The following is a 22,694-nucleotide window of genomic DNA, read 5'->3' on the forward strand; positions in this document are numbered from 1 at the left end:
AAATATCATAAGAATTTGGTACTTTAGTAGGGCTAAGGCCAGTACAGATATGAACTACAAAACACCTAAATGTAGCTGTGAACAATGTCAGCTGAAAAACTTATTCTTTTCACATGTTTCCGAGGATGAGCTTTTCGACATTTGTGACATAAAGGAGGAACGGACCTACACAAAAGGGCAGCGCATTCTGAATGAAGGAGATCCCATCGACGATTTTCTGTATATGAAGGAAGGCCTGGTGAAGCTCTCCAAATCGTCTGGCGAACAAAAAGATCAGATCATCAGTTTCTCGAAACCGTTTGATTTTGTGAGTTTATTGAGTGTTTTCTCATCCAAAGTTCACATGTATTCTGTAACCGCCCTTGAAGATTCTACCGTTTGTGTCCTGGATCTGAATGTGGTAAAAAACAAGGCGCAGGAAAATGCGATGTTCACGATGGACATGATGGTACGAATTAGTGAGGCCACCGACAAAATTATTATCGAAAACCTCATCATACGGCGAAAACAACTAAAAGGGAGGGTTGCTCACGTTCTCCTGTATTTTGCCAACTATATTTACGAACGTGACGAATTTGAATTGCCCATCTCGCGCCGCGAAATTGCTGAATATATTGGGATGACAACCGAAAATGTTATCCGGACTTTATCCGAATTTCGAAAGGATAACATCATTAAAATATTTGGGAAGGATATACTAATCGTAGATAAAAGCCGCCTGGAAAGTATTTCAGAATTCGGCTAGTTTGCTGATTAATACAAAAGATCTTCAGGAGCATTTAAATTACGAAACAACTCAGGATATCTCACGAGCCATTCTGTTGCATCTACAAAATTGGTATTCAACTCCTGTAAAAGAAAATGCAACTTGTAGTTTTCTGCTTTAATCTGCGCCTCAATTTGCGGTAAAGCATTTTTGTGATACATGGCGATCAAGGGTTCTTTTTTGCCATCGTGAACCGGAACAATAGCATCAAATTGATCAGTCTTGTTTTTCAGAAATTGAATAAAATCAGGCTGAACGAATGGGGCGTCAACACTTAGAACAAAGTTCCAGTCGTTTGCCGAGTGTTTCAGGCAAGTATAAATCCCGCCAATCGGGCCGCAATCTGCAACCTCGTCTTCGATCCTTCGTAAGTTCTCGATCCGGTGCGTCGGATTATTGGAGCTGATCAGAATTTCTTCACACAATCCGGAACAAAGATCGACAGCTCGTTTCAACAAAGTCTTTCCTTCGAGCTGCAAAAGCGCTTTGTCGCTGCCCATTCGCTTGCTCTGCCCTCCGGTTAATATGGTTCCTGTGATTTGCATGTATAAAAAAGCCGGACAAAATGCCCGGCTTATATTGTTGTTTTTTAACTTGCTTTCAGTCGCTGTAAACTCGATTTATCAAGCTTATCTGCGGCATATTCTTTATTGATCTCCAGGTGATCGACTTCCTCTGAAGGCATGTCGAACATGGCATCGTTCATTATGTTTTCGCAGATCGAACGCAGTCCACGGGCACCCAGTTTAAACTCGATGGCTTTGTCAACAATATATTCCAAAGCTTCTTCATCAAACGTTAGTTCGATACCATCAATATCGAACAGCTTTTTGTATTGCTTGATCACCGAGTTTTTAGGTTCGGTAAGAATATTTCGCAATGTGTGTTTATCCAGCGGATCGAGGTTGGCCAATACCGGCAAACGCCCAATGATCTCCGGAATCAACCCAAACGATTTCAAATCCTGAGGCGAAACGTACTGCAACAGGTTTTCGCGCTCAATGCGATCAACTTCTTTGGCAGCACTGTAACCAATAACTTTTGTATTCAGGCGATTGGCAATTTTGCGTTCGATTCCGTCAAATGCACCACCGCAGATAAACAGTATGTTCTTTGTATCAACAGGAATCAGTTTTTGTTCCGGGTGTTTACGACCTCCTTGCGGCGGTACGTTCACAATTGAACCTTCGAGCAATTTCAGTAGTCCTTGCTGAACTCCTTCTCCCGAAACATCGCGGGTGATGGAAGGATTATCCGATTTACGGGCAATTTTATCGATCTCGTCAACAAAAACAATCCCCCGTTCTGCTGCTTCCACATTGTAATCGGCAGCCTGCAACAGACGTGTCAGCAAACTCTCGATGTCTTCGCCCACATAACCGGCTTCGGTCAATACGGTGGCATCGACAATCGTAAACGGAACATGCAACATTCGGGCAATGGTTCTTGCCAAAAGTGTTTTACCGGTTCCCGTTTCTCCTACCAGAATAATATTTGATTTTTCGATTTCGGTTTCATCGTCGCTAACATGCTGCGTCAACCTTTTGTAGTGGTTGTACACTGAAACCGACAGAATCTTTTTCGCCCTGTCCTGACCAATTACATACTGATCCAGAAATTCTTTGATCTCCTTCGGCTTTAACAATTTAATACCGTCAAGATCAAATTTATTGTTGGTTTTCACCTCTTCCTGGATGATAGAATGTGCCTGGTCAGCACAGCGGTCGCAGATGTGCCCGTCGATACCTGCAATAAGCAGGTTCACCTCGTTCTTTTCCCTTCCGCAGAACGAGCACTTATCCATATTTTTTTTATCCGCCATTATTTACCGTTCCGTACTAATACTTCATCAACCATACCGTATTCCAGCGCTTCCTGCGATGTCATCCAGTAGTCTCGATCCGAGTCTTTTTCGATTTGCTCGAAAGTTTGTCCCGAATGTTCGGCGATGATGGTGTATAATTCGTTTTTGATTTTCTTGATTTCGCGTGCCGTAATCTCAATATCAGAAGCCTGCCCCGAAGCACCTCCCATTGGCTGGTGGATCATGATGCGTGAATGCTTCAGTGCCGAACGCTTTCCTTTTGTTCCGGCAGTCATTAACACGGCAGCCATCGATGCGGCCATTCCTGTACAGATGGTTGCAACGTCGGCAGTGATGTACTGCATGGTATCGTAAATTCCCAAACCTGCATAAACCGAACCTCCCGGCGAGTTAAAGTAGATCTGAATATCCTTGCTTGGGTCGGTTGATTCGAGGAACAACAACTGCGCCTGAATAATATTGGCAACAGTGTCGTCGATCGGTACACCCAAAAAGATGATACGATCCATCATCAAACGCGAGAAAACGTCCATTGAAGCTATGTTCAACTGGCGTTCTTCTATAATAGTAGGAGAGATATACGCTCCGTACATTGAAGTATATTTATGCATGGTCATGCTGCTGATTCCGGCATGCTTGGTTGCATATTTTTGAAATTCGTTTTGATTATTCATAGTCAATACTTAAAAAAATAACTTTGTAAAGCACTTGTGTACCTCACAAAGTTATAAAAAAGTTTCTTGCTGCTAGCTTCAGCAGAATTTATTTCATGTGATTACAATTAATGTAACCTTTGGTATCACATGTAACTCGCACTTCTTACACCAAGATTAAAATCAGTGATTAAATGTGCTCGTTTCATGAATGTGAAATAAGCGTTTTCCGCCTATTGCATCATTTTATTGAATTCGTCCTGAGATACTTCCTCTTCGTCGAGTGTCACTTTTTCTTTTACCAAAGCAATCACCTTGTCTTCGTGAACCTTTTTGTAGATTCTTTCCTGCTCCTCAGGTTTATCCATCATCATTTTTGCGAACGACTCGAGTTGCTCTTCCGGCACATCGTACATTCCGTACTGCTGGAATTGTGCCAAAGCCAAACGTTTTGCAAATTCATCGGCTTCTTCAGGAGTAACTTTAATCTCGTTTTCTTTAGAGATCGAGTCTTTGATCAACTGCCATTTCAGATCGAGGATGAAGCTGTCGAATTCATTTTCTACCTGCTCAACGGTCAATTCCTTGTTAACAGCGATCAACCAACGTTTCAAAAATTCTTCAGGCAATTCCATGGCTACTTTTTCAACCAGCGCATCGCGGGTGTCCAAAGCGAATTTGTGTTCCGAAGAATAAACCAGGCTGTTAGCCAGGTCTTCTTTGATTTTAGCTCTGAAATCCTCGATGGTTTTCACCTCGGTATCTTCGCCGTACAGTTGTTTGAAAAGCTCTTCATTTAATTCAGCTTTTTCGAACTGAAGAATTTCAGTAACCGTAAAGCGGAATTCGCTGTTCAACTCATCAGCCTGTTCGTGCGAAATATTGAGCATGTGCCCCACTTCGTGACGGTTATCAAAAGCTTTAACCGGATCGAAAATGATCACGTCGTCTTTTTTACAACCAACAAAAGCGTTTTTAACTTCTTCGTCTTTAATTTTGTCAACAGCTAGCAAAACACCTTCTGGAGCAATTCCGCCTTCCACTTCGTTTCCTTCAGCATCGAGCTGAACAAAATTTCCGCGTACCGAGCTGTCTTCCTTAGCTACTTCAGCCGGAACATTCTGTCCCAATTGCGATGCAGCCATTTCTTCCTGCTGTCCGATCATTTCATCGGAAACCGCAATTTTATAGTATTTAAATTTGTTGCGTTTGTCGAGTGCAACGCTGATTTCGGGTGCCAAAGCAACATCGAAAGTAAAGGTAAAATCTTCATCTTTCTCCCAATCGATAGCAGCCTGACGCTCTTCGTTTGGAAGCGGCTCGCCCAAAATTGGCAGTTTTTCATCAACCAGATATTTCGACAGGTTTTGTGAAAGCAACTTGTTTACTTCTTCCACCAGCACACCCATACCAAATTTCTTCTGGATAAGGCCTTTTGGTGCTTTTCCCGGACGGAATCCCGGAATCGATGCTTTCTGACGGTAATCTTTCAACACGTCCTCTACCTGTTTTGCGTAATCGGCTTTTTCAATGGCAATGTTGATCACTGCATTTACATTGTCGATATTTTCCCTGGTAATGTTCATTATCGTATAATTTTAATCGCTTTCAAAAAATTAAAACCGCCAAGCCTTACCAAAAAAGGAAGGTCGGCGGTTAGTCGTGCGGATGAAGGGACTCGAACCCCCACACCATAGGTACTAGATCCTAAGTCTAGCGCGTCTACCAATTCCGCCACATCCGCTTTTAGCGGCGCAAAGGTATATAAAAATTTTATTTCGCCATAAATTACACGAAAAATTAAGGGAATATTAAATCGGTTTATGGAAATAATGTTTTTTGATGGCAGAGCTTCATGCTACAAGCCGCAAGCTACAAGTCAGAGCTTTGAATCATTCTATCCAACTCTGTTTTCTGTTTTTCCGGCAAAGCTTTCAACTTTGAACTCTAAACTCCGAACTCCAAATTCACCTTAACGCCACTCCACAATGGTACCGCGTTCAGCTTCCTGCATTTCTTTTGGAACTGCGTCGCGCATAACGTTCCAAAGTAGGTTGATCAGTTTATGTTTCGCAAAATGCCGCGAATAAACCAAACTCACCTCACGCAAAGGTTTGATAGTGGTAAAATTCTTCACGTTATACGCACGCCTTTTCGACATGGTAGCCTTTGCCAGTTCAGGAATCAGCGTCAGTCCGCCTTCGTGATCAACGATATTCATCAGGGTTTCCAGCGAACCAGCTTCGAAGTGGAAAGGCAACTCGCTGTCGGCCGTTCCGAGGTAATTACAGAGATTAACTACCTGGTCGCGAAAACAGTGCCCGTCGCTCAACAACCAGATTTCCGGTGTGGCGATGTCCTGAAGCGTAATTTCTTTTTGTGTATGCAGTTTGTGCTGACTGTTGGCATAAATCAGCATTTCTTCGTAGAAAACCGGCTTTTCAATAATCTTCTCCTCTTTCAGCGGAGTTACCAAAACGCCCACATCAATAAGGTCTTTATTCAGCAGCTTGATAATATTTTCGGTAGTTGCCTCGGTAACCTTTATAAAGATATTCGGATATTTCTTTTTGTACTCGCCAATAAATATCGGTAAAAGATAAGGAGCCAGAGTTGGAATAATGCCAATGCGCAACATCCCAGAAACCTGGTGCTTATGATCTTTCACAATATTCATGATCTCTTCAGACTGCTTTAAAACTACTCTGGCCTGCTCAATGATGCGTTGACCAATATCGGTTGGGATAAGTGGCTGCTTGCTCCGGTCGAAGATAATAACTTCCATATCTTCTTCGAGCTTTTTGATTTGCATGGAAAGCGTTGGCTGAGTGATAAAACAAGCCTCTGCGGCTTTACCGAAGTGCCTGTGGGTATCAACAGCTACAATATATTCCAATTGGGTTAAAGTGATCATGGCGCGTTGATTTTCGGCTAAAGTAGAAAAAATCTATCAAATGGAAGAAAACTGTCGATGGAATTAAAATTTATTAAAACAATAATGAACTACAACGAATAATTGGTTTGCCGCAGCCATTCGAAAGCCGCCACCGACAGTGCATTGGAAACATTCATCGATTTGCAGCCACCCGGCATTGGAATAACTACTTTATGATTGATTTTATCAAGAATGTGCTCCGGAATTCCGTGCGATTCGCTGCCGGCCAGCAACAGGATTTTCTTCGGTAGTTGAGTAGTAAATATATTGGTTGCTCCGTCGCAGGTTTCAAGTGCAGCACTATCGTAATACGGCAGGTAATTGCTAAGAAATTCTTCTTCTGAACAAAAACTCCAGTTTTGCTGATCGAAGGAAAAACCTGCTGTTTTTTTGATTTTAGAAAGCCGGTGGTTTTCGCCGCCTTGTATAAATAATGCCTGACTTGCCCCAACATTGTGAGCCAGCCGGATGATCTTTCCGATGTTTTCGGAATTACTGATCTGCCAGGCTGCCAGGATTATTTCCGCAGCACCTCCGGGCACGTCAACGGGATTAGTATTAAAAAATTGTATCGAGTTGGTATTCATATTTAGGCACTTAAAAGTACGCGACACGTTCGTTCAACTCGGGCTAAAATACTACTTTTGCGAAAAACATTTGACGATGAAACAGGCAATTCTATATATTATACTGCTACTGATTATTGTTGTAACTGCTTGCGGCCCTTCTGACGAAGACAAGGCTCGCGTAAAACTGGAAGCTGCAAAATTGCTGCTCGAAAAACAGGATACCACGCAGGCACTGCTGCAACTCGACAGCATTGCAAGGCTTTATCCTGAAGCTGTGTATTCGGTTAATGCGGCCAATAACATTGCAAAGGATGTACGTTTTGAAGTTTACGGACGCACCGAGGCCGAACTCGATTCGCTGAAATTGACGATTGCCGACCTGGAAAAGAATTTTGTAACGGAAAAAACCGAGTTCGACCGCTACACGCAATACATTCACAAACGCCAGACCTTTAAACGCGCCTGGGACCGCTCGTACATTCAGGTACATTTGGATGAACGGGGCGATCTGTACCTCAGCAGCAACTACCATGGCGACCACTGGCTGAACCACACCGGGCTGCGGGTGTACGACAGTGGCGAAGATGCCAAAACCGATAAAATTGAAATCGGCACCCCCGACAATCACCGCAGCGATTTTATGGAAGCAAAATGGGAAAAAGTATCGTACCGAAATGGAAAGGACAATGGCGTAATAGAGTTTATTGCCCAACATGTCGACCGCAATTTAAAAGCTGTTTTCCTGGGCGACGAATATTATTACATCATCCTGGAAAAGTACGACAAGGAAGCTGTTCGCGATGCACTGGCACTTTCGAAAGCCATCAAAAAACAAAAGAAGCTTGAAGGAGAAATCAAAACGCTGGAGAAGCAACTGAACATTCAATAATATTAAAAGTTGGAGTTTCTTTCCAACAGAAGAAAACCAGAGACATATTTCTAAAAGGTACTATACTGAAGCATACTTTAGTAATTAGGTTACGCTATTAAAATTACAGATGAAACAATTTAAACTTTTCGGAATTTTAGGTTTGCTGGTAATTACAGCGGCTTGTGCACAAAAAAAAGAACAAAGTATAAGGGTTGAAGCTCAGCCGATCGATGCAACCGTAATGGGAAATATCCTGGTTGGCCCATCGGCATTGAATGATCCCGATCGATTTGTGTGGGGAGGCAGTGTGGTTAAGGGCGACGATGGAAAATACCACATGATCTACAATGTTTTTGAATGTGGCGATTCGCTCCCCGCTTTTACTGACGGCTGGGTACTGCATTCAAAACTGGCGTATGCCGTTTCCGATTATCCCGATCACGATTTCAAATTCCAGAAAATTGTGTTGCGCGGACGTGCTCTTGATGGCGATACTGCCGCCTGGGATGCACAAATGGTTTCGAATCCGCACATCAAAAAATTTAACGGTAAATATTACCTCTATTACATCGGCTCGAAAGATCCCGGTGTTCAGCCTCCCGGGTCGCCCGGCGAGAAACTAAACAAACGTAACCGCGTTCAGCAAAATCAAAAAATTGCGGTCATCGAGTTTAACAATTTCGAGGACCTGATGAACGGGAACTTCAATCGGCCGGATGCTCCTATTTTGGCACCTCGCACTCGCGTAAAACCCGATAATATTGTTGATCCTTCGCCAGAAGGAACGCAGGCAAAACCCGATAATATTATCGTGGTGAACCCTTCGGTGACTTATCGTCCTGCCGACGGGAAATACCTGCTTTACTTTAAAGGCAACCTTTACGATCCGAACTGGAGAGGCGTACATGGCGTAGCGCTTTCCAATTCACCAACAGGGCCGTTTACTCCGCTCGATGACATTATTTTCGACATCAGAACCGAAGACGGGAAAATTGCCAGTGCCGAAGATCCTTATGTGTGGTACCACAAAACGCAACAAAAATTTTATGCGGTATTTAAGGACTTCTCGGGTAAAATCACGGGGCAGGAACCGGGTCTGGCTATCCTGGAATCGATAGATGGTTTAAAGTGGACCAAGCCCGAACAGCCCTTCTTTATGGAAAAGCAGTTGGTGCTGCAATCAGGCGACACCCTAAAAGTGAATCGCCTGGAACGCCCGCAATTGCTGATCGACGATGCCGGAAATCCGCAGGTACTGTATTCGGCCTGTTCCATCATCAACATTAATCCAACCACAAAAGGCGAATCGTTTAATGTGCAGATTCCACTGAAGTTGAAACAGTAGAAACTGGTTTGAAGTTGGAAGCTGGAAGAATTTTACCTGGATTCAGAGACCGAATCCCTACAGGATTCCTTTTCTTTTGTGGACATAGCTTTTTACCAGAATCAAGCCCTTACCGGGCTTATTATTGGAAAGGATTTTATCGCGATAATACCATTTGAGAAACTCCGTAGGAGTTAGATTGTAGTAACGGCCTTATCGGGAAAAGCACCACAACCCGGTACGGGTTGGAGTAGAAACAGATAAAGTTTCACGAATAACTTCATAATTCTGGCTTTAAAGTTGTTTTTGAAAACGAGCGACAAAAATTCCATTTACTATTTGAAGGGGGTAATATCAAAACCATCACCAAATGGTTAAAGCCTGAATAATATCCGGTGAAGCCATAACCAAACAGTTAAGCCTTCAACTTTCATTTTTTTATGCTTTAAACAGACACCCACGCCTTCACTTTGCTCCGGGGGAACGTTTAACCAAACGTTTAAAGCTTCACTAGGACTCCGGGCAATCAATAAACTTTTGGTTAAACCTTCATTTGGCTTCCGGTGAGCTTTTAACCAAACATCCACGATTTTCTTCAAAGAATTATGATTACTTTTATTCAGATAAATAAGTTTTGGAACTAAAACAAATACGACGGAATAAGATGAAAAACTGCCCCAATTGCAAAGCTGAGATCGAAGACAATTTTGAGTTATGCTGGAATTGTAATTACAGCCTGTCAGAGCAAAAAGTAATTGATATAAAAGATTTAAGCGAGAATAAAAGACAAATTGACTGCTTAAGGTGCAAGGCGCCTATGATATTTTCAGGAGAATACAAATTTCATGAAGGACCTAAAATTGGAATTCTGGGAAATATATTTGAGGCTTTTATTAATCGAGAATCATTTGACTTGTATGTTTGCCCCAAATGTGGAAAAGTAGAATTCTTTGTACCTCTGAATGAAGGTGAATATCATATATATTAACACAGGCTCAAAGCGCTGATTTTGAATCTCAATTTAAACATAGCCGTTCGTTCATTACCTTAAAACAATGAAATCAAAAATCGAAAAAGAGTTGCTTGACACCATGCATAAAAATCCGGCTAACTGGCGGGGTGTTTTTTATTTTAACCGGAAAGATCCACGTTTAACAGTTCCCAAAATTACATCAACTGGCTGGACTTTCAACTTTGCTTGTCCCTGGAGCTATGCATTAATTGTGGCGATCATACTGATCATTATTGCATCGCAATATTTCGTATAAAGTGGCCAATTTCAAAATATGAAACAACTTCTAATACTCTTCTTGCTTTTTAGTTCCGTTTGCTTCGGACAAAATAAACTGCCCCGCGATTACGGCATCATATCCGGGATTTATGAAACAGGAGCGAACAATGCGATTACCGATGTAGCGGGTGTAAAAGTTGGTCATACCACCATAATGGAGGGCAGCGATATAAGAACCGGGGTAACTGCCGTACTTCCTCACGACGGAAATATATTTATGGAAAAGGTTCCTGCTGCGATGTATATTGCCAATGGATTTGGGAAACTCACCGGCTATTCGCAGGTAGAAGAGCTTGGCGAAATAGAAACGCCCATTATTCTCACCAATACGTTATCGGTTCCAACTGCAGCTGATGCTTTAATCGATTATGTGCTTTCCAGCGGTGATAATAAAAAATACGTACGATCCATCAATCCGATTGTCGGGGAAACCAACGACGGTTCTTTAAACGATATCCAGGGACGACATGTAACAAAAGACCATGTAATTGAAGCGATAACTAACGCCAAATCAGGGACGGTAGAACAGGGCGCTGTTGGTGCCGGAACGGGAACCATTTGTTTTGGATACAAAGGCGGAATTGGAACAGCCTCGCGTGTTTTGCCAAAAGAAAAAGGCGGCTACACGATTGGCGTGCTGGTTCAAACCAATTTTGGCGGTCATTTAAGCATTGCAGGTAAGCCTGTCGGCCACGAATTAAAGGAGCGTAAACAGTTGAATTCCGGCGATGGCTCCTGTATGATCGTAGTCGCCACCGACGCTCCCTTAACAGCAAGAAACTTAAAACGCCTTGCAAAACGGGCAATCTTGGGACTGGCAAAAACCGGAGGAAGCGGTTCGAACGGAAGCGGCGAGTATGTGATCGCCTTTTCAACGGCGGAAGATTTACGCATTCCCTATTTCCCGGGAGAAAATACCTTAGTGGGAAACAGGGAATTACGAAACGATAAAATTACGCCGCTGTTCGAGGCGGTGAATGAAGCGACCGAAGAAGCCATTTTAAATTCGCTTTTTGCTGCCAAAACAATGACAGGAAAAGACGGCTTAACAATTGAGGCGCTGCCGGTAAAAGAGGTCCTTGAAATAATCGAAGGTAAAGGAAAATTTACTCCCTAGCTGCCCGCAGGAAGCAGACAAAAGCAATATCAATACTACTTACAAAATTGAAAGTATTGCCTACCCTTTTCGTTTGATTTTGAGCTTTTGCCCCACATACAAACCACGGTCGTTACTCAGGTTGTTCAACTTCATAATGTCATCAGAAGAAATGCCTGCATATTGTTTCGCAATATCCCAAATGGTATCGCCACTGCGCACGGTATGGTAGACATAGTTCGGGTCGAGCGGTTCCACCTTTTTCGGCTCGGCCGGTTTAACCGTTTTACCTATCGAAGCTTGCTTTTCAGCAAAACTCATGGAGTTGATCTTTTCATATCTTGCCTTTTGTCCTTCGGGAACATAAACGGCCAGCTTTTGACCCACGCGAATGATATCGCGGTTAATGTTGTTCCAGTAACGCAGGTCGGAAGCCCGGACATGAAACCACGATGAAATAAAACCAACATTATCACCCGATTTCACGGTGTACAGCACTTTTTCTTTTCCTTTAATATCAACGGGAGTAAAATAACCGCCTGAACTGGTGGTTGGATCTATCAAGGTATTGTTCGGAAAATATTTTTCGCGTTCGTAAGCCAGAACTGTAGTGTCTTTTTCAACAAAATCCAACATTACCGAATTTGGCAGAACCAGTGGATAAGGCTTGTTTGCTTTCGCCGGAATCACATCGCGTCGATACATTGGATTGAGCGCACGCAACTGTTCCTTGTCGATAGCCAGGTTAGCCACCACCTGGTCGAAATGCAGGTAATCGCTGATCATCACCGTATCAACCGATAAGGGAATATCGGGATACCGGGGCACCAGGTTATGTTCTTTGTAGTGCTCGAAAGTATAGGTTGCCGCAATAAATGCCGGCACATAACCACGGGTTTCGCGTGGCAGGCGGTAATAAATTTCCCAGTAATTGGTTTTTCCTCCCGAGCGACGAATCGCACGGTTCACATTTCCCGGGCCGCAGTTGTAAGCTGCAATTGCCAGGTGCCAGTCGCCGTAAATATCGTACAAACGTTCGAGGTAACGTGCCGCAGCATCGGTAGCCTTGATCGGGTCGCGGCGCTCATCCACAAAGCTGGTGATCTCCAACTTCATATTTTTTGCCGTTCCGTACATAAACTGCCAGAGACCGTTGGCGCCAGCCCTTGAACGTGCTGTTGGATTCAGCGCCGATTCAATAATGGCGAGGTACTTGATCTCGAGTGGCATATCGTATTTGTCGAGCGTTTCTTCAAAAATAGGAAAGTAGTAGGCCGAAAGTCCCAGCATCACTTCCACCAGATCGCGCTTCTTTTCGGTATACATCTGAATGTAGCGTTTTACCACCTGGTTGTAAGACAAGTCGATCACCTGCTCGATATCTTTCAGGCGCTCCATGTATACCGAATCACTGATATTTGTCGGATAAGAATTAAAAACCACTTCCGAACTGTCGAAATTGAAACGATTCTGTACCTCCCACGAGTGCAGCAGACTGTCCATTCTGTCGGAGAAAACACTATTCAGGTCATCGTCAATTTGCAGTAATTCGTTGCTGATGGAGTCCGTTTCCAGCGAATCAGTAGCGAAGGTATCCAGTTCAGCCAGATCAACAGGAATCGAATCCTGAAACTGTGCCATGGCGTTCACCGAAAAAATAAAAAAGAGAATATTTAAAAGAAAGTACTTATTCATCATTAAAAAGTAAATGTACAGTTTAAACCGTAAACAGGTTGCCTGTTAAAGGAGTTCATGGTTGGCTGCCAGTTAAACGTCAGGTCTTCACTGATGTCGAAATCGAAAAAATGCGCATCAACGCTGGCATCGATGATTTGAAGGCCATAAAAACCAAAAGTACAAATCACCAGCAGGTCGCGGTTCCGGCGGTAATAATCCTGCTGTTTGGCCACGTTGGTCTTAAAGTTCGTAATATCAGGTTCCTTTTCCAGGTTATAATACTGTGCCCCATCCAAATCGAGATACGAATTGGTATCCGGATCATCATCCGTAAAATCGTTGTAGGCATTTTTCATTATTTGGTAGTTGCCGTTGTTCCAGTGAATGAAATAACCCAGGGTACCAAAACCCGCGTAAACCAACGGAATTTTCCAGTATTTTTTGTTGTAGGCCTGTCCCAGCCCCGGCAGAATCGCCGAATAAATGGTTGCTTTTTTAGGTGAATGCACTTCCTTTACCTGCTTTTCAGTTTCCTGATTCATCTCCACAATACGGGTAGAATCTACATCAAGAATTTGTCCGTTTGCACTAAAACAAATAAACAGAACAGGTAAAATGACAAGTATTTTAGAAAAAAGGTTCCCTGCGTTCACACTAAGAATTTTGGGCAAAAATAGAAAATACGAAACGTATTGAGCTGAAAGTTAAAGTTTATTTTTGATTTTCTATTATTTTAACAATTCGCTCCAAATCCTTCTCAGATTTGAATGGGATAGTGATTTTCCCCTTTCCTTTCTCATTCATCGAGAAATCGACACGGGTACTAAAAATCTGATCCAGCTGCTTTTTAAAGCCGTTGTATTCCTTCGGAAATTTCGGGCCTTTTTTAGCGTCCTTTGTTTCGTCCTGCGTATTGAGATTGCGAACGATCTCTTCAACTCTTCTTACCGAAAAACCGTGTTTAACAATCTGTTCGTAAATGTCGATCAGAAGATTCTCATCTTCAATATTGATAATGGCACGTGCATGCCCCATTGAAATTTCTTTGTCGATCAATCCCTTCTGAACAATGGCCGGTAATTTTAACAAGCGCAGGTAATTGGCAATGGTCGAACGCTTTTTCCCGACCCTTGAACTCAGTTCTTCCTGGGTATATTCCAGCTCATCAATCAAACGCTGGTAGCTTATTGCAATTTCGATGGAATCGAGGTCTTCGCGCTGAATGTTTTCAACCAGCGCCATCTCCAGCATGCCGTCGTCTTTAGCTTTACGAACGTATGCCGGAATTGACTTGAGCCCGGCCAGTTGTGATGCTCTGAAACGACGCTCACCGGCAATGATCTGGTATTTGTCTTCAGCAACTTTTCGCAGCGTGATCGGTTGGATCAGGCCAATTTCCTTGATGGACGTTGCGAGTTCCTGCAAAGCCTCTTCATCAAATTTTGTCCTCGGCTGAAAAGGATTTGCCTCAATTTTACTGAGATCAATTTCACTGATGCCGGCGCCCATTTGTACTTTTTCGGCGTCGTCGATCAATGCTCCAAGTCCTCTTCCCAGTGCGTTTCGCTTTACCATCATAAACTCCCTTAATTGATTACTATATTTTTATCTTTCGACATCTGGGTCATTTCATTACGCTGCAAAATCTCACGCGCCAGATTCATGTGGTTAATCGCACCCCGTGAACTGGCATCGTAAAGCACCACCGGTTTCCCGTAACTTGGTGCCTCGCTGAGCTTTACATTTCGCTGAATAACAGTTTCGAAAACCATTTCCTGAAAATGGTGCTTCACTTCTTCGTAAACCTGGTTCGACAAGTTCAATCGACCATCATACATGGTAAGCAGGAAGCCTTCGATCGCTAGCTCGGGATTCAAACGACTCTGAATAATTTTGATGGTGTTGAGCAGTTTACCCAAACCTTCCAGGGCAAAATATTCGCACTGCACCGGAATAATTACCGAATCAGAAGCGCTTAATGCATTCACGGTGATCAGTCCTAAGGATGGCGAACAGTCGATAAATATAAAGTCGTAATTTTCTTTTAACTGCTCAATCGCGTTTTTCAAAACTTTTTCACGGTTGGGCATGTTCAGCATCTCAATTTCGGCTCCCACCAAATCGATGTGCGACGGAATCAAATCGAGGTTTTCGATCTGAGTTTTCAGCGTCACCTTGCTGGCATCCACATCATCAACAATACATTCATAAATGCTCGACTGAACATTGTTCACATCAAATCCCAGTCCTGAAGTTGCGTTTGCCTGCGGATCGGCATCAATCACCAGCACCTTCTGCTCAAGCACCGCCAAACTGGCGGCCAGGTTAATGGTAGTGGTGGTTTTTCCAACTCCTCCTTTCTGATTTGCCAACGAAATTATTTTTCCCATCTACGCGTCTTTTTCTTTTAGAGTGGTTTCAAAGGTAACAAAAACCCAAAAACCTCCATCGATTTTTTATTAACGGGTTATCAGTAAGCTATCAACGATTTTATCGTGAATAACTTGTTTAATACTTAGCTGATTTCATTTCTTTTCGGAGCTGTTCGCTGTCGACCGGAACTACGCCAACCTTCTCGCAAACCAGGCCGCCCGCAAGGTTCGACATCAGCGCCATAACTTTTGGTGAAAGCCCGGCTGCCATTGCCAGACTGGCTACTCCAATCACGGTATCGCCGGCCCCTGAAACATCAGCAATATCGCGAATTACCACCGGATAATACTGCTCTTTCACGCCGTTACTTATAAATACACCAAGCTCTGAAAGGGTAATAAAAATGAGTTTCAGGTTTTGTTGTTGTTTAAAACTGTCGGCATGCATTTTTATGGTTTCCAGATCGTCTTTTGCAATGGGTTGGCCAATGCCTTCAACAAACTCCTTAAAATTCGGCTTGAACAGGCTAACATTTTTGTAGTTCCAAAAATTTCGCCGTTTGGGATCAACGGCTGTTGGAATATTTTTTTCGATGGCTGCTTTGTTAACTGTTTCAAACAAGTTTGGCGTAATAATGCCCTTGTCGTAATCAACAAAAACGATCACATCGATCTTGTTTTCTTCAATTTCCTGCAGTATGGCGCTAATCAGTTTTTGCTCCATTTCCTTCGAAATGTAGCTCGTAGATTCCTCATCAACACGCACGATCTGTTTGCCGCTGCTGATGATCCGGTTTTTAACCGTTGTACTCCGCGAAGTATCTACAAAAATTCCTTTGTTGCTTAATTCGCGTTTTAGAAGCAGGCTCTCGAATTCCTTGCCGTTATCATCGTCGCCAACAACCGAAAAGAGTATCGGAGTGGCGCCCAAAGCCTGAATATTACGGCTTACATTTGCCGCGCCGCCAAGTCGGTTTTCGCGCCGGGTAACCGAAACAATGGGAACCGGAGCTTCAGGAGAAAGCCGTTCTACCTTCCCCCACAGATAGGTATCGAGCATGGCGTCGCCGATGACAAGAACCCGCATCCGGGAAAACTGTTCAAAAATCTGATTTACGTCTTTACTGTTCACAAAATTGTGTTAAGGCTACAAATCTATAAAAAATTCCATGCCCGAAAAATGTGTTAACGCATAAAACGAAGGCGAGACAAGAAGAAAATTGCAGATGCAGGAACGTGTTGAGAAGGGCGAAGAATGGATTGAATTGGATTGAAAGAGATTGAGGCAGATTGAATGGAGATTGAATCCGGATGAGTCAGAAACTACTTAAAACGGATCGACATCGATATTGATCTGACTGTTGCTGTTTGAAGGTGCTGACTTAACAGCTTTTACGGCTTCCATTATACCTGATTTTACCTGATCGAGTGGTAACTTCCGATCGATTTTTATCCAGATTTCCTTATGGTGCCACAACTGAATGCGGCTGATCATCGGGAATTCGGGGCCAAGAATAACGAGCGACCTGTTCTTTCGTAAGAAATCTGCAAGATGTTTGGCCACGCGATCAACGGTCTCCAGATTCTTGTGTTTCACCACTATTTTTATGAGTCGGTAAAATGGCGGGTATTTAAACAACTGCCGTTCTTCGAATTGCAACTTCATGGCTTGCTTAAAATCCTGCCGGCTAATCAGATCGATGAGCGGATGTTCGGGTTGCGTGGTTTGAATGACCACTTTGCCGCGCTTGTGTTTTCTTCCGGCACGCCCTGCCACCTGCGAGATCAATTGAAAAGCCCGCTCGTGTGCCCTGAAATCAGGAAAGTTGATCAGGTTATCGGCATTTAAAATACCAACCACACTCACATGATCGAAATCGAGGCCTTTAGTCACCATTTGGGTGCCGATCAGAATATCGGTCTTTCGCTTTTCCAGTTTACCTACGATTTTTTCGAAGGCATTTTTCGTTTGCGTGGTGTCCAGGTCCATGCGGTCGATCCTTGCATTTCGGAACAATTGCTTGATCTCGTCCTCAATCTTTTCGGTACCAAAACCGCGGGTCTTGATCTCGGGCGAGCCACATTCGTCGCACCTTTCGGGAAGCTGGTAGCTAAAACCACAATAATGACAGGTCAGGCGCTTTTTGTATTTGTGATACGTTAAGCTCACGTCGCAACGTTCGCACTTTGGAATGTTCCCGCAGGAAAAACACTCAACATAAGGTGAGTAGCCGCGCCGGTTTTGGAAGAGGATCACCTGCTCTTTGTTTTCAAGGGCCGATTCCACCAACTCGAACAACTGAGGCGTGAGCACCGAATGCATTTCTTTACGTTTATAGGCGCGTTTCATATCGGCCACAACAATCTCGGGAAGTTCCATTTCGGAATGGCGTTTGGTCAGATTTACCAGCCCGTACTTTTGAGCGAGAGCGTTGTGGTAGGACTCGTACGAAGGGGTTGCTGACCCCAGCACTACCTTCGCCTGGTTTTGATAGCCCATCACAACCGCCATGTCGCGGGCATTGTAACGCGGCGCCGGATCGAACTGCTTAAAGGAGTTTTCGTGCTCCTCATCCACAATGATCAATCCCAAATCTGAAAAGGGCAAAAATACTCCTGAGCGAGCCCCGAGAATGACCTGGTATCCCTCATCCGGTTTTTCAGCAAAAAGCAGTGTTTTTTCCCAAATCTCAACGCGCTCCTGGCTGTTTAGTTTCGAGTGATAAATGCCCACTTTGTGTCCGAATACATTCTTTAAACGCTGAACGATCTGGGTGGTTAAAGCGATTTCGGGAACCAGGTACAATGCCTGCTTGCCCGATTTTAGTATTTCGTCGATCAGGTGAATGTAAATTTCGGTTTTCCCGCTTGCTGTGATCCCGTGGATCAAAACTACCTGCTGTGTTTCAAATTCGTGCTTGATTTCTTCCAACGCCTTTGCCTGGTACTTGTTGAGCATATTGATGCTCACCTGCTCAATCTGTTCCTCATCGAGCCTGGACACCTGCTTCTGATAATCGACCAAAATATGCTTTTCGGCCAGGCCTTTTACCAGCGCCGGAGCAAAACTGGTTCCGTGAAGCAATTCTTTTTTTGAAATTTCGGGCAGAGCATCCGGCTCAAAAACCCGCGTAAGGTCACAAAAATGATGCAGAAGTGCCTCCTGTTTTTTGGCCCGTTTCAGCAGTTCAAGCTTTTTACTGAGTTCTTTTTCAGAAGTAATCGACGAATTCAGTTTTACAAAACCTTCTGTTTTGGGGCGGTATTTTCTGCTGATCTTTTCCTCGGCATAAACCAGATTTTTATTCATCAGTGCTTTAAGTGTGGAATATGAAAAACTGGTTCCCAGTTTTCGTTGCAAGTCAGCAAGAATGTTGGTTTCATTCTCAATTTCGCGAAGCATCAGACTTTCAGTTTCCGACAGCTCGGCTTCTTCTTCGGAACCGGTTAAAAAAACTTTGGTTTTGCTTTCGAGCTTTAGCCCGGTTGGAAGTGCCGCGCGAAAAACGTCGCCCAAAGTGCAGCAATAATATTGCGCCATCCAGTGCCACAACTGAAAATTCCGGGTCAACACCACAGGATGTTCGTCTAAAACCTCCTGTATTTCCTTTATTTCTTCAACATTATCAGGTTTAGTTAAACTGAGTGAGCTGACCAGCGCGGCATACAATTTTCGCGCACCGAACTGAACGATCACCCGTTTACCCGGCACAACAGCACTTTCCAGCGAAGCCGGCACTTTGTAAGTGTAAGCATCGTGCAACGAAAGGGGCAATATTACCTGTGCATAAAGTTGAGCCATGTGGTAGTTTTACCAGGGTTAAAAATAACATAAAAACACAAGGTGGAAGTAAGAAACTTGATCAAGTAACACCTCAAACAACGTGAATTCTATATAAACACAAACTCCAATTTCTTGCACCGTTCTTTAGAGCGGTGTTACAACCAGTTCCGTGACCAAGATTTTTTTTAGGATTTTTGTAAATTAAAATCTCCAAAAATCCTAAAAAAATTAGCTCGATCTGTGAAATCAGCCTCACCGCCTTAAAAGACGGTGCAAAATAATTTCCGCTGTATGTGATCTTTTGGAGAAAGGCGGCTCAAGGCGCAAAACAGATTTAAACTAATCAAACTTTTCGTGTACCCATTCTGCGGCTTTCTCCATTAACCAGTTGGGTGTTGATGTAGCGCCGCAAATTCCTACCGAATTTACGCCTTCAAACCAATCGGGATTGATTTCATCGATGGTAGCCACTTTGTATGATTTTGGATTTTCCTCTTTACAGATGGTGTAGAGGTACTTACCGTTCGAACTTTTCTCGCCGGCAATAAAAAGAATCAGATCGTATTGCGTTGCAAATTTTTTCAGATTCGGCACCCGGTTTGAAACCTGACGACAAATGGTATCCTTAATTTCCAGCGGAACTCCGGGTTGCATTTTCGATTTTACGCTTTGTGCAATGTCGTAGAAATCTTCGATGCGCTTTGTTGTTTGCGAATACAACGCCACCGGACGGCTCGGGTCCACTTTTTCCAGATCGGCCATACTCTCGATTACAATCGCACTGTTATCGGTTTGCCCGTTAAGGCCGATGATCTCAGCGTGGCCTTTTTTGCCATAAATCACCACCTGCCCTTGCTGCTGATTGTTCTTCAGGTACGAACCTTTTACCTTTTCCTGCAGCGTAATAACTACCGGACAGGTTGCATCAATGAGTTCAATATTGTTGTTTTTGGCGTGTTCGTACGTTTCCGGCGGCTCACCATGGGCACGGATCAGCACCTTACAATTGCTCAGTTTGAAGTATTCGTCTTTTGAAATGGATTTCAAGCCCATTTTTTCGAGGCGTTCCACTTCCATCCCGTTGTGAACGATATCGCCCAGACAATACAGGCTGCCTTCGCGCTGCAACTCGTTTTCTGCTTCCTTGATCGCATTAATTACTCCAAAACAAAAACCAGATCGTCTGTCAATCTCAACTATCATCCCTCAATTATTTCTTTTACTTTGTTTATGGTCCACTCCAATTGTTCTTCGCGCGTCATATGGCTGTTATCCAAAACAAGTGCATCGTCGGCTTGTTTCAACGGACTCGCGGCACGTGTTGAATCGATCCTATCGCGGCCTTCAACATTAGCCAGAATTTCCTCGAAACTTACATCCAGCCCTTTTTCTTTCAGCTCTTTATAGCGGCGTTCGGCCCTAATCTCAGGCGATGCTGTCATAAAGATCTTGAGCTCGGCATCGGGAAAAACAACGGTGCCGATATCGCGGCCATCCATTACAATTCCTTTGTTAACACCGTTCTCGCGTTGCTGGCGAACCATTTCTTTTCGCACATCAGCAATGGTACTAATCGGGCTCACATTTTCGGAAACTTCCAGCCGGCGAATCTCTTCCTCCACATTTTCCCCATTCAGAAAAGTGGTGTTTTTCCCCAGGCTTTCATCCCACTGAAATGTAATTTTTATGTCCTTTAGTCCTTCGATCACTTTTGCTACGTCGGGTACTTTATTTTCCATCCAGCCATTTCGCAGCGCCACCAAGGTAACTACCCGGTACATGGCTCCCGAATCAATATAGATATAACCCAGTTTTTGTGCCAGTTGTTTAGCCATCGTGCTTTTTCCGCACGATGAATGCCCGTCGATTGCAATTATGATCTTTTTTTCGCTCATATGATTTCAGCTAACAAAGATGAGAATTATTTAAGAGAATTTAGTCCTTTTTTACAAATTGTCGTTCAGGTTAATCGAAAGCGAAAAGAGGTTTGACGATCCGGCTAAATGAAAACGGGAGATTCCGTAATCGAGCCTGAAGCGTTTGATTCGCAAACCGAAACCTGCCGAAAAACCTACTGTTGAAGCTTTCTCTTCAAACTTCAGTTCCTGACGACGCTGGTAATTGTAACCGGCCCTTAAAATAAAGTTTTCCGAAGGCAGAAGCTCTACACCAAAAACCAGGTGACGCATAAATTGCTTCATGAATTTCTCGTCGTATTCGTAAATGGTTTCGGTTGAAAAATCAGGCTCTTCTGCCGGGCTTGACAGATCCCACTGAGTGAGGTGCTGCAAGGTAGCTGAAAACACTAAGGGTGCATGTTGTAAACGCTGACTGATTCCCATTTCAAGGTTAAACGGGATTTTTTCGCGTTTACCATCCTGATAATATGTGCTGATCTGTGTTCCGAAATTTCGTGCTACAATTCCAACAGTTGTAAACTTTGACTTACTGCTGAAATTCAGCCCCAAATCAGCGGCAATTCCAAACGATTGATAGCTTTCGAAAGAAGAAAATATAGGTTTTAAGTTTACTCCGTAACTTAAGCGCTGGTAACTGTTCGAGTAGATCAGGTTCAGCGCATATTCCGCAGCTTTAAAAGTAGCACCGGTCAACTCTCCCGTTTCAAGCGCTTCCTCAAACTTCCCGTAATTAATGTAATGCATACCAACGGCAAAGTTCCCAATCCCTTCATACGACTGCGCATAAGAGGCATATCCATAATTAATATCGGCCAGGTAATTCACATAGTTCACCAGCACACGATTACTCATTTCGCGGTGCAGCAACGAGGGATTATGGTACGGAAGATTTAAATCCAATGAATCGGAAACGGCTACCTGGGTACCTCCCAAAGCAGCAATTCTGGCCGAGTTGGTGAGCTCCAGAAACTGGTAGGTGTACTCACCACCAATCTGTGCCCGGCCGGTTAATGCAATAATTCCAAGTAATAAAATAAGGTAAACCTTTCGCTTCATTCGCGATTTAATTTTCAATAATACCGATTGTTATTTGGTGAAAGTCTTTAAATGCGCCATGCTTTGTAAAGCCTGCCAACTATACATCGGCTTTATACCACAAGTAAATACAGTTCACTTTGCTTCTTTTTCGTATAAAACGCCAAAGGTAATTAAATAGTATAATTTGGGGTTTTAAAACCAGTTCAATTTATGGTTGAGATAAAGGACCAGGAGCAGAACCGCAAGAAAGGTAAACACAATACCTATTGTAAAACCAATGTTTTGCTGATGCCTTTGTTGAAATAATTTCGCCCGCAATTTACGTTTGTCGCTTTGGGAATACTTTTTTTGCCTGAGCCAGCTAAAGTCGCGTTTGCTGATGTGATAATAATCTCCGACATCCGGGGTATGCCGGGCATCTCCGCCTCCACCGTCAGGTTTGCTTCGTTTCGAAAGGAATTTTCTGGGTTTCATAGTTGCTATCCATCGCTGGTAGCCCATTCCGTTATAGCCCATAATAGCAATATTCGTTTAGCTCCATAAAGATATCATATTTTACATAAAATCGAAGAGA

At 43.5% G+C, this 22,694-nt stretch carries 22 protein-coding genes and 1 tRNA gene; 5 read left to right on the plus strand and 18 right to left on the minus strand.

Annotated elements, in window-relative coordinates; genetic code table 11:
* Window positions 1-49: 49 nt before the first annotated feature.
* Window positions 50-745, plus strand: coding sequence for a Crp/Fnr family transcriptional regulator (locus tag HFD85_RS12185; protein ID WP_167609928.1), 696 nt, complete (start codon window positions 50-52; stop codon window positions 743-745).
* Between the two features lie 8 nt (window positions 746-753).
* Here the strand turns inward: HFD85_RS12185 and HFD85_RS12190 are convergent, their stop codons facing one another.
* The 7 genes from HFD85_RS12190 to HFD85_RS12220 all read right to left on the minus strand — a co-directional run bounded on the left by HFD85_RS12190 (window position 754) and on the right by HFD85_RS12220 (window position 6,766).
* Window positions 754-1,311, minus strand: a complete 558-nt coding sequence (locus HFD85_RS12190) for a molybdenum cofactor guanylyltransferase (protein WP_167609930.1) — start codon at window positions 1,309-1,311, stop codon at window positions 754-756.
* 44 nt (window positions 1,312-1,355) lie between these two features.
* Window positions 1,356-2,588, minus strand: a complete 1,233-nt coding sequence (gene clpX, locus HFD85_RS12195) for an ATP-dependent Clp protease ATP-binding subunit ClpX (RefSeq protein WP_240925045.1) — start codon at window positions 2,586-2,588, stop codon at window positions 1,356-1,358.
* Entirely contained in the window at window positions 2,588-3,265 is a 678-nt protein-coding gene (gene clpP / locus HFD85_RS12200) for an ATP-dependent Clp endopeptidase proteolytic subunit ClpP (protein WP_167609932.1), read from the minus strand. Before clpP ends, clpX begins: the two co-directional genes overlap by 1 nt.
* 212 nt (window positions 3,266-3,477) lie before the next feature.
* On the minus strand, window positions 3,478-4,830 hold the full coding sequence (gene tig / locus HFD85_RS12205) for a trigger factor (protein ID WP_167609935.1): 1,353 nt from the start codon (window positions 4,828-4,830) through the stop codon (window positions 3,478-3,480).
* A gap of 77 nt (window positions 4,831-4,907) precedes the next feature.
* Window positions 4,908-4,988, minus strand: a tRNA-Leu gene (locus HFD85_RS12210).
* Window positions 4,989-5,216: 228 nt separating this feature from the next.
* Entirely contained in the window at window positions 5,217-6,158 is a 942-nt protein-coding gene (locus tag HFD85_RS12215; RefSeq protein WP_167609938.1) for a LysR substrate-binding domain-containing protein, read from the minus strand.
* An 89-nt stretch (window positions 6,159-6,247) separates the two neighbouring features.
* Complete coding sequence (locus tag HFD85_RS12220) at window positions 6,248-6,766, minus strand: TrmH family RNA methyltransferase (RefSeq protein WP_167609941.1); 519 nt, start codon at window positions 6,764-6,766, stop codon at window positions 6,248-6,250.
* 76 nt (window positions 6,767-6,842) lie between these two features.
* On the opposite strand from HFD85_RS12220, the gene HFD85_RS12225 reads away from it, so the two are divergent.
* Together HFD85_RS12225 and HFD85_RS12230 are read left to right on the plus strand one after the other, a co-directional pair.
* Window positions 6,843-7,637 (plus strand): hypothetical protein, encoded by a 795-nt coding sequence (locus HFD85_RS12225; protein ID WP_167609944.1) that lies wholly within the window; start codon window positions 6,843-6,845, stop codon window positions 7,635-7,637.
* A 109-nt stretch (window positions 7,638-7,746) separates the two neighbouring features.
* Window positions 7,747-8,964 (plus strand): glycoside hydrolase family protein, encoded by a 1,218-nt coding sequence (locus HFD85_RS12230; RefSeq protein ID WP_167609947.1) that lies wholly within the window; start codon window positions 7,747-7,749, stop codon window positions 8,962-8,964.
* Window positions 8,965-9,317: 353 nt separating this feature from the next.
* Here the strand turns inward: HFD85_RS12230 and HFD85_RS12235 are convergent, their stop codons facing one another.
* The gene (locus HFD85_RS12235) at window positions 9,318-9,542 is read right to left on the minus strand and encodes a hypothetical protein (RefSeq protein WP_167609950.1); all 225 of its coding nucleotides are present in this window, start codon (window positions 9,540-9,542) and stop codon (window positions 9,318-9,320) included.
* Window positions 9,543-9,998: 456 nt separating this feature from the next.
* Here HFD85_RS12235 and HFD85_RS12240 point away from each other — a divergent pair, with 456 nt between their 5' ends.
* Window positions 9,999-10,211: a DUF5808 domain-containing protein gene (locus HFD85_RS12240; protein WP_167609734.1), complete on the plus strand. Its 213-nt coding sequence runs from the start codon at window positions 9,999-10,001 to the stop codon at window positions 10,209-10,211.
* A gap of 18 nt (window positions 10,212-10,229) precedes the next feature.
* Window positions 10,230-11,351 carry a DmpA family aminopeptidase gene (locus HFD85_RS12245; protein ID WP_167609953.1) on the plus strand — a complete coding sequence of 374 codons (1,122 nt, stop codon included), beginning with the start codon at window positions 10,230-10,232 and terminating at the stop codon, window positions 11,349-11,351.
* Window positions 11,352-11,411: 60 nt separating this feature from the next.
* Here HFD85_RS12245 and HFD85_RS12250 read toward each other — a convergent pair whose 3' ends face one another.
* From HFD85_RS12250 to HFD85_RS12295, 10 genes are all read right to left on the minus strand, one after another.
* Entirely contained in the window at window positions 11,412-13,028 is a 1,617-nt protein-coding gene (locus tag HFD85_RS12250) for a lytic transglycosylase domain-containing protein (RefSeq protein WP_206081964.1), read from the minus strand.
* On the minus strand, window positions 13,028-13,660 hold the full coding sequence (locus HFD85_RS12255) for a DUF5683 domain-containing protein (RefSeq protein WP_167609956.1): 633 nt from the start codon (window positions 13,658-13,660) through the stop codon (window positions 13,028-13,030). Before HFD85_RS12255 ends, HFD85_RS12250 begins: the two co-directional genes overlap by 1 nt.
* A gap of 58 nt (window positions 13,661-13,718) precedes the next feature.
* Window positions 13,719-14,585: a ParB/RepB/Spo0J family partition protein gene (locus HFD85_RS12260; RefSeq protein ID WP_240925046.1), complete on the minus strand. Its 867-nt coding sequence runs from the start codon at window positions 14,583-14,585 to the stop codon at window positions 13,719-13,721.
* 8 nt (window positions 14,586-14,593) lie between these two features.
* Window positions 14,594-15,397, minus strand: coding sequence for a ParA family protein (locus tag HFD85_RS12265; RefSeq protein ID WP_167609959.1), 804 nt, complete (start codon window positions 15,395-15,397; stop codon window positions 14,594-14,596).
* Between the two features lie 118 nt (window positions 15,398-15,515).
* A complete protein-coding gene (locus HFD85_RS12270) occupies window positions 15,516-16,511 on the minus strand; it encodes a bifunctional heptose 7-phosphate kinase/heptose 1-phosphate adenyltransferase (RefSeq protein ID WP_206081965.1) in 996 nt (331 codons plus the stop codon).
* Window positions 16,512-16,706: 195 nt separating this feature from the next.
* Window positions 16,707-19,181, minus strand: coding sequence for a replication restart helicase PriA (gene priA / locus HFD85_RS12275; protein WP_167609962.1), 2,475 nt, complete (start codon window positions 19,179-19,181; stop codon window positions 16,707-16,709).
* A gap of 321 nt (window positions 19,182-19,502) precedes the next feature.
* On the minus strand, window positions 19,503-20,366 hold the full coding sequence (locus HFD85_RS12280; protein ID WP_167609965.1) for a 4-hydroxy-3-methylbut-2-enyl diphosphate reductase: 864 nt from the start codon (window positions 20,364-20,366) through the stop codon (window positions 19,503-19,505).
* Entirely contained in the window at window positions 20,363-21,058 is a 696-nt protein-coding gene (cmk, locus tag HFD85_RS12285; protein ID WP_167609968.1) for a (d)CMP kinase, read from the minus strand. Before cmk ends, HFD85_RS12280 begins: the two co-directional genes overlap by 4 nt.
* 51 nt (window positions 21,059-21,109) lie before the next feature.
* A complete protein-coding gene (gene porQ, locus HFD85_RS12290) occupies window positions 21,110-22,138 on the minus strand; it encodes a type IX secretion system protein PorQ (RefSeq protein WP_167609971.1) in 1,029 nt (342 codons plus the stop codon).
* Between the two features lie 174 nt (window positions 22,139-22,312).
* Complete coding sequence (locus tag HFD85_RS12295) at window positions 22,313-22,636, minus strand: hypothetical protein (RefSeq protein ID WP_167609974.1); 324 nt, start codon at window positions 22,634-22,636, stop codon at window positions 22,313-22,315.
* Window positions 22,637-22,694: the final 58 nt, after the last annotated feature.

Origin of the sequence: Maribellus sediminis (genome assembly GCF_011799805.1) — a bacterium.
In the GTDB taxonomy this organism is placed as follows: domain Bacteria; phylum Bacteroidota; class Bacteroidia; order Bacteroidales; family Prolixibacteraceae; genus Draconibacterium; species Draconibacterium sediminis_A.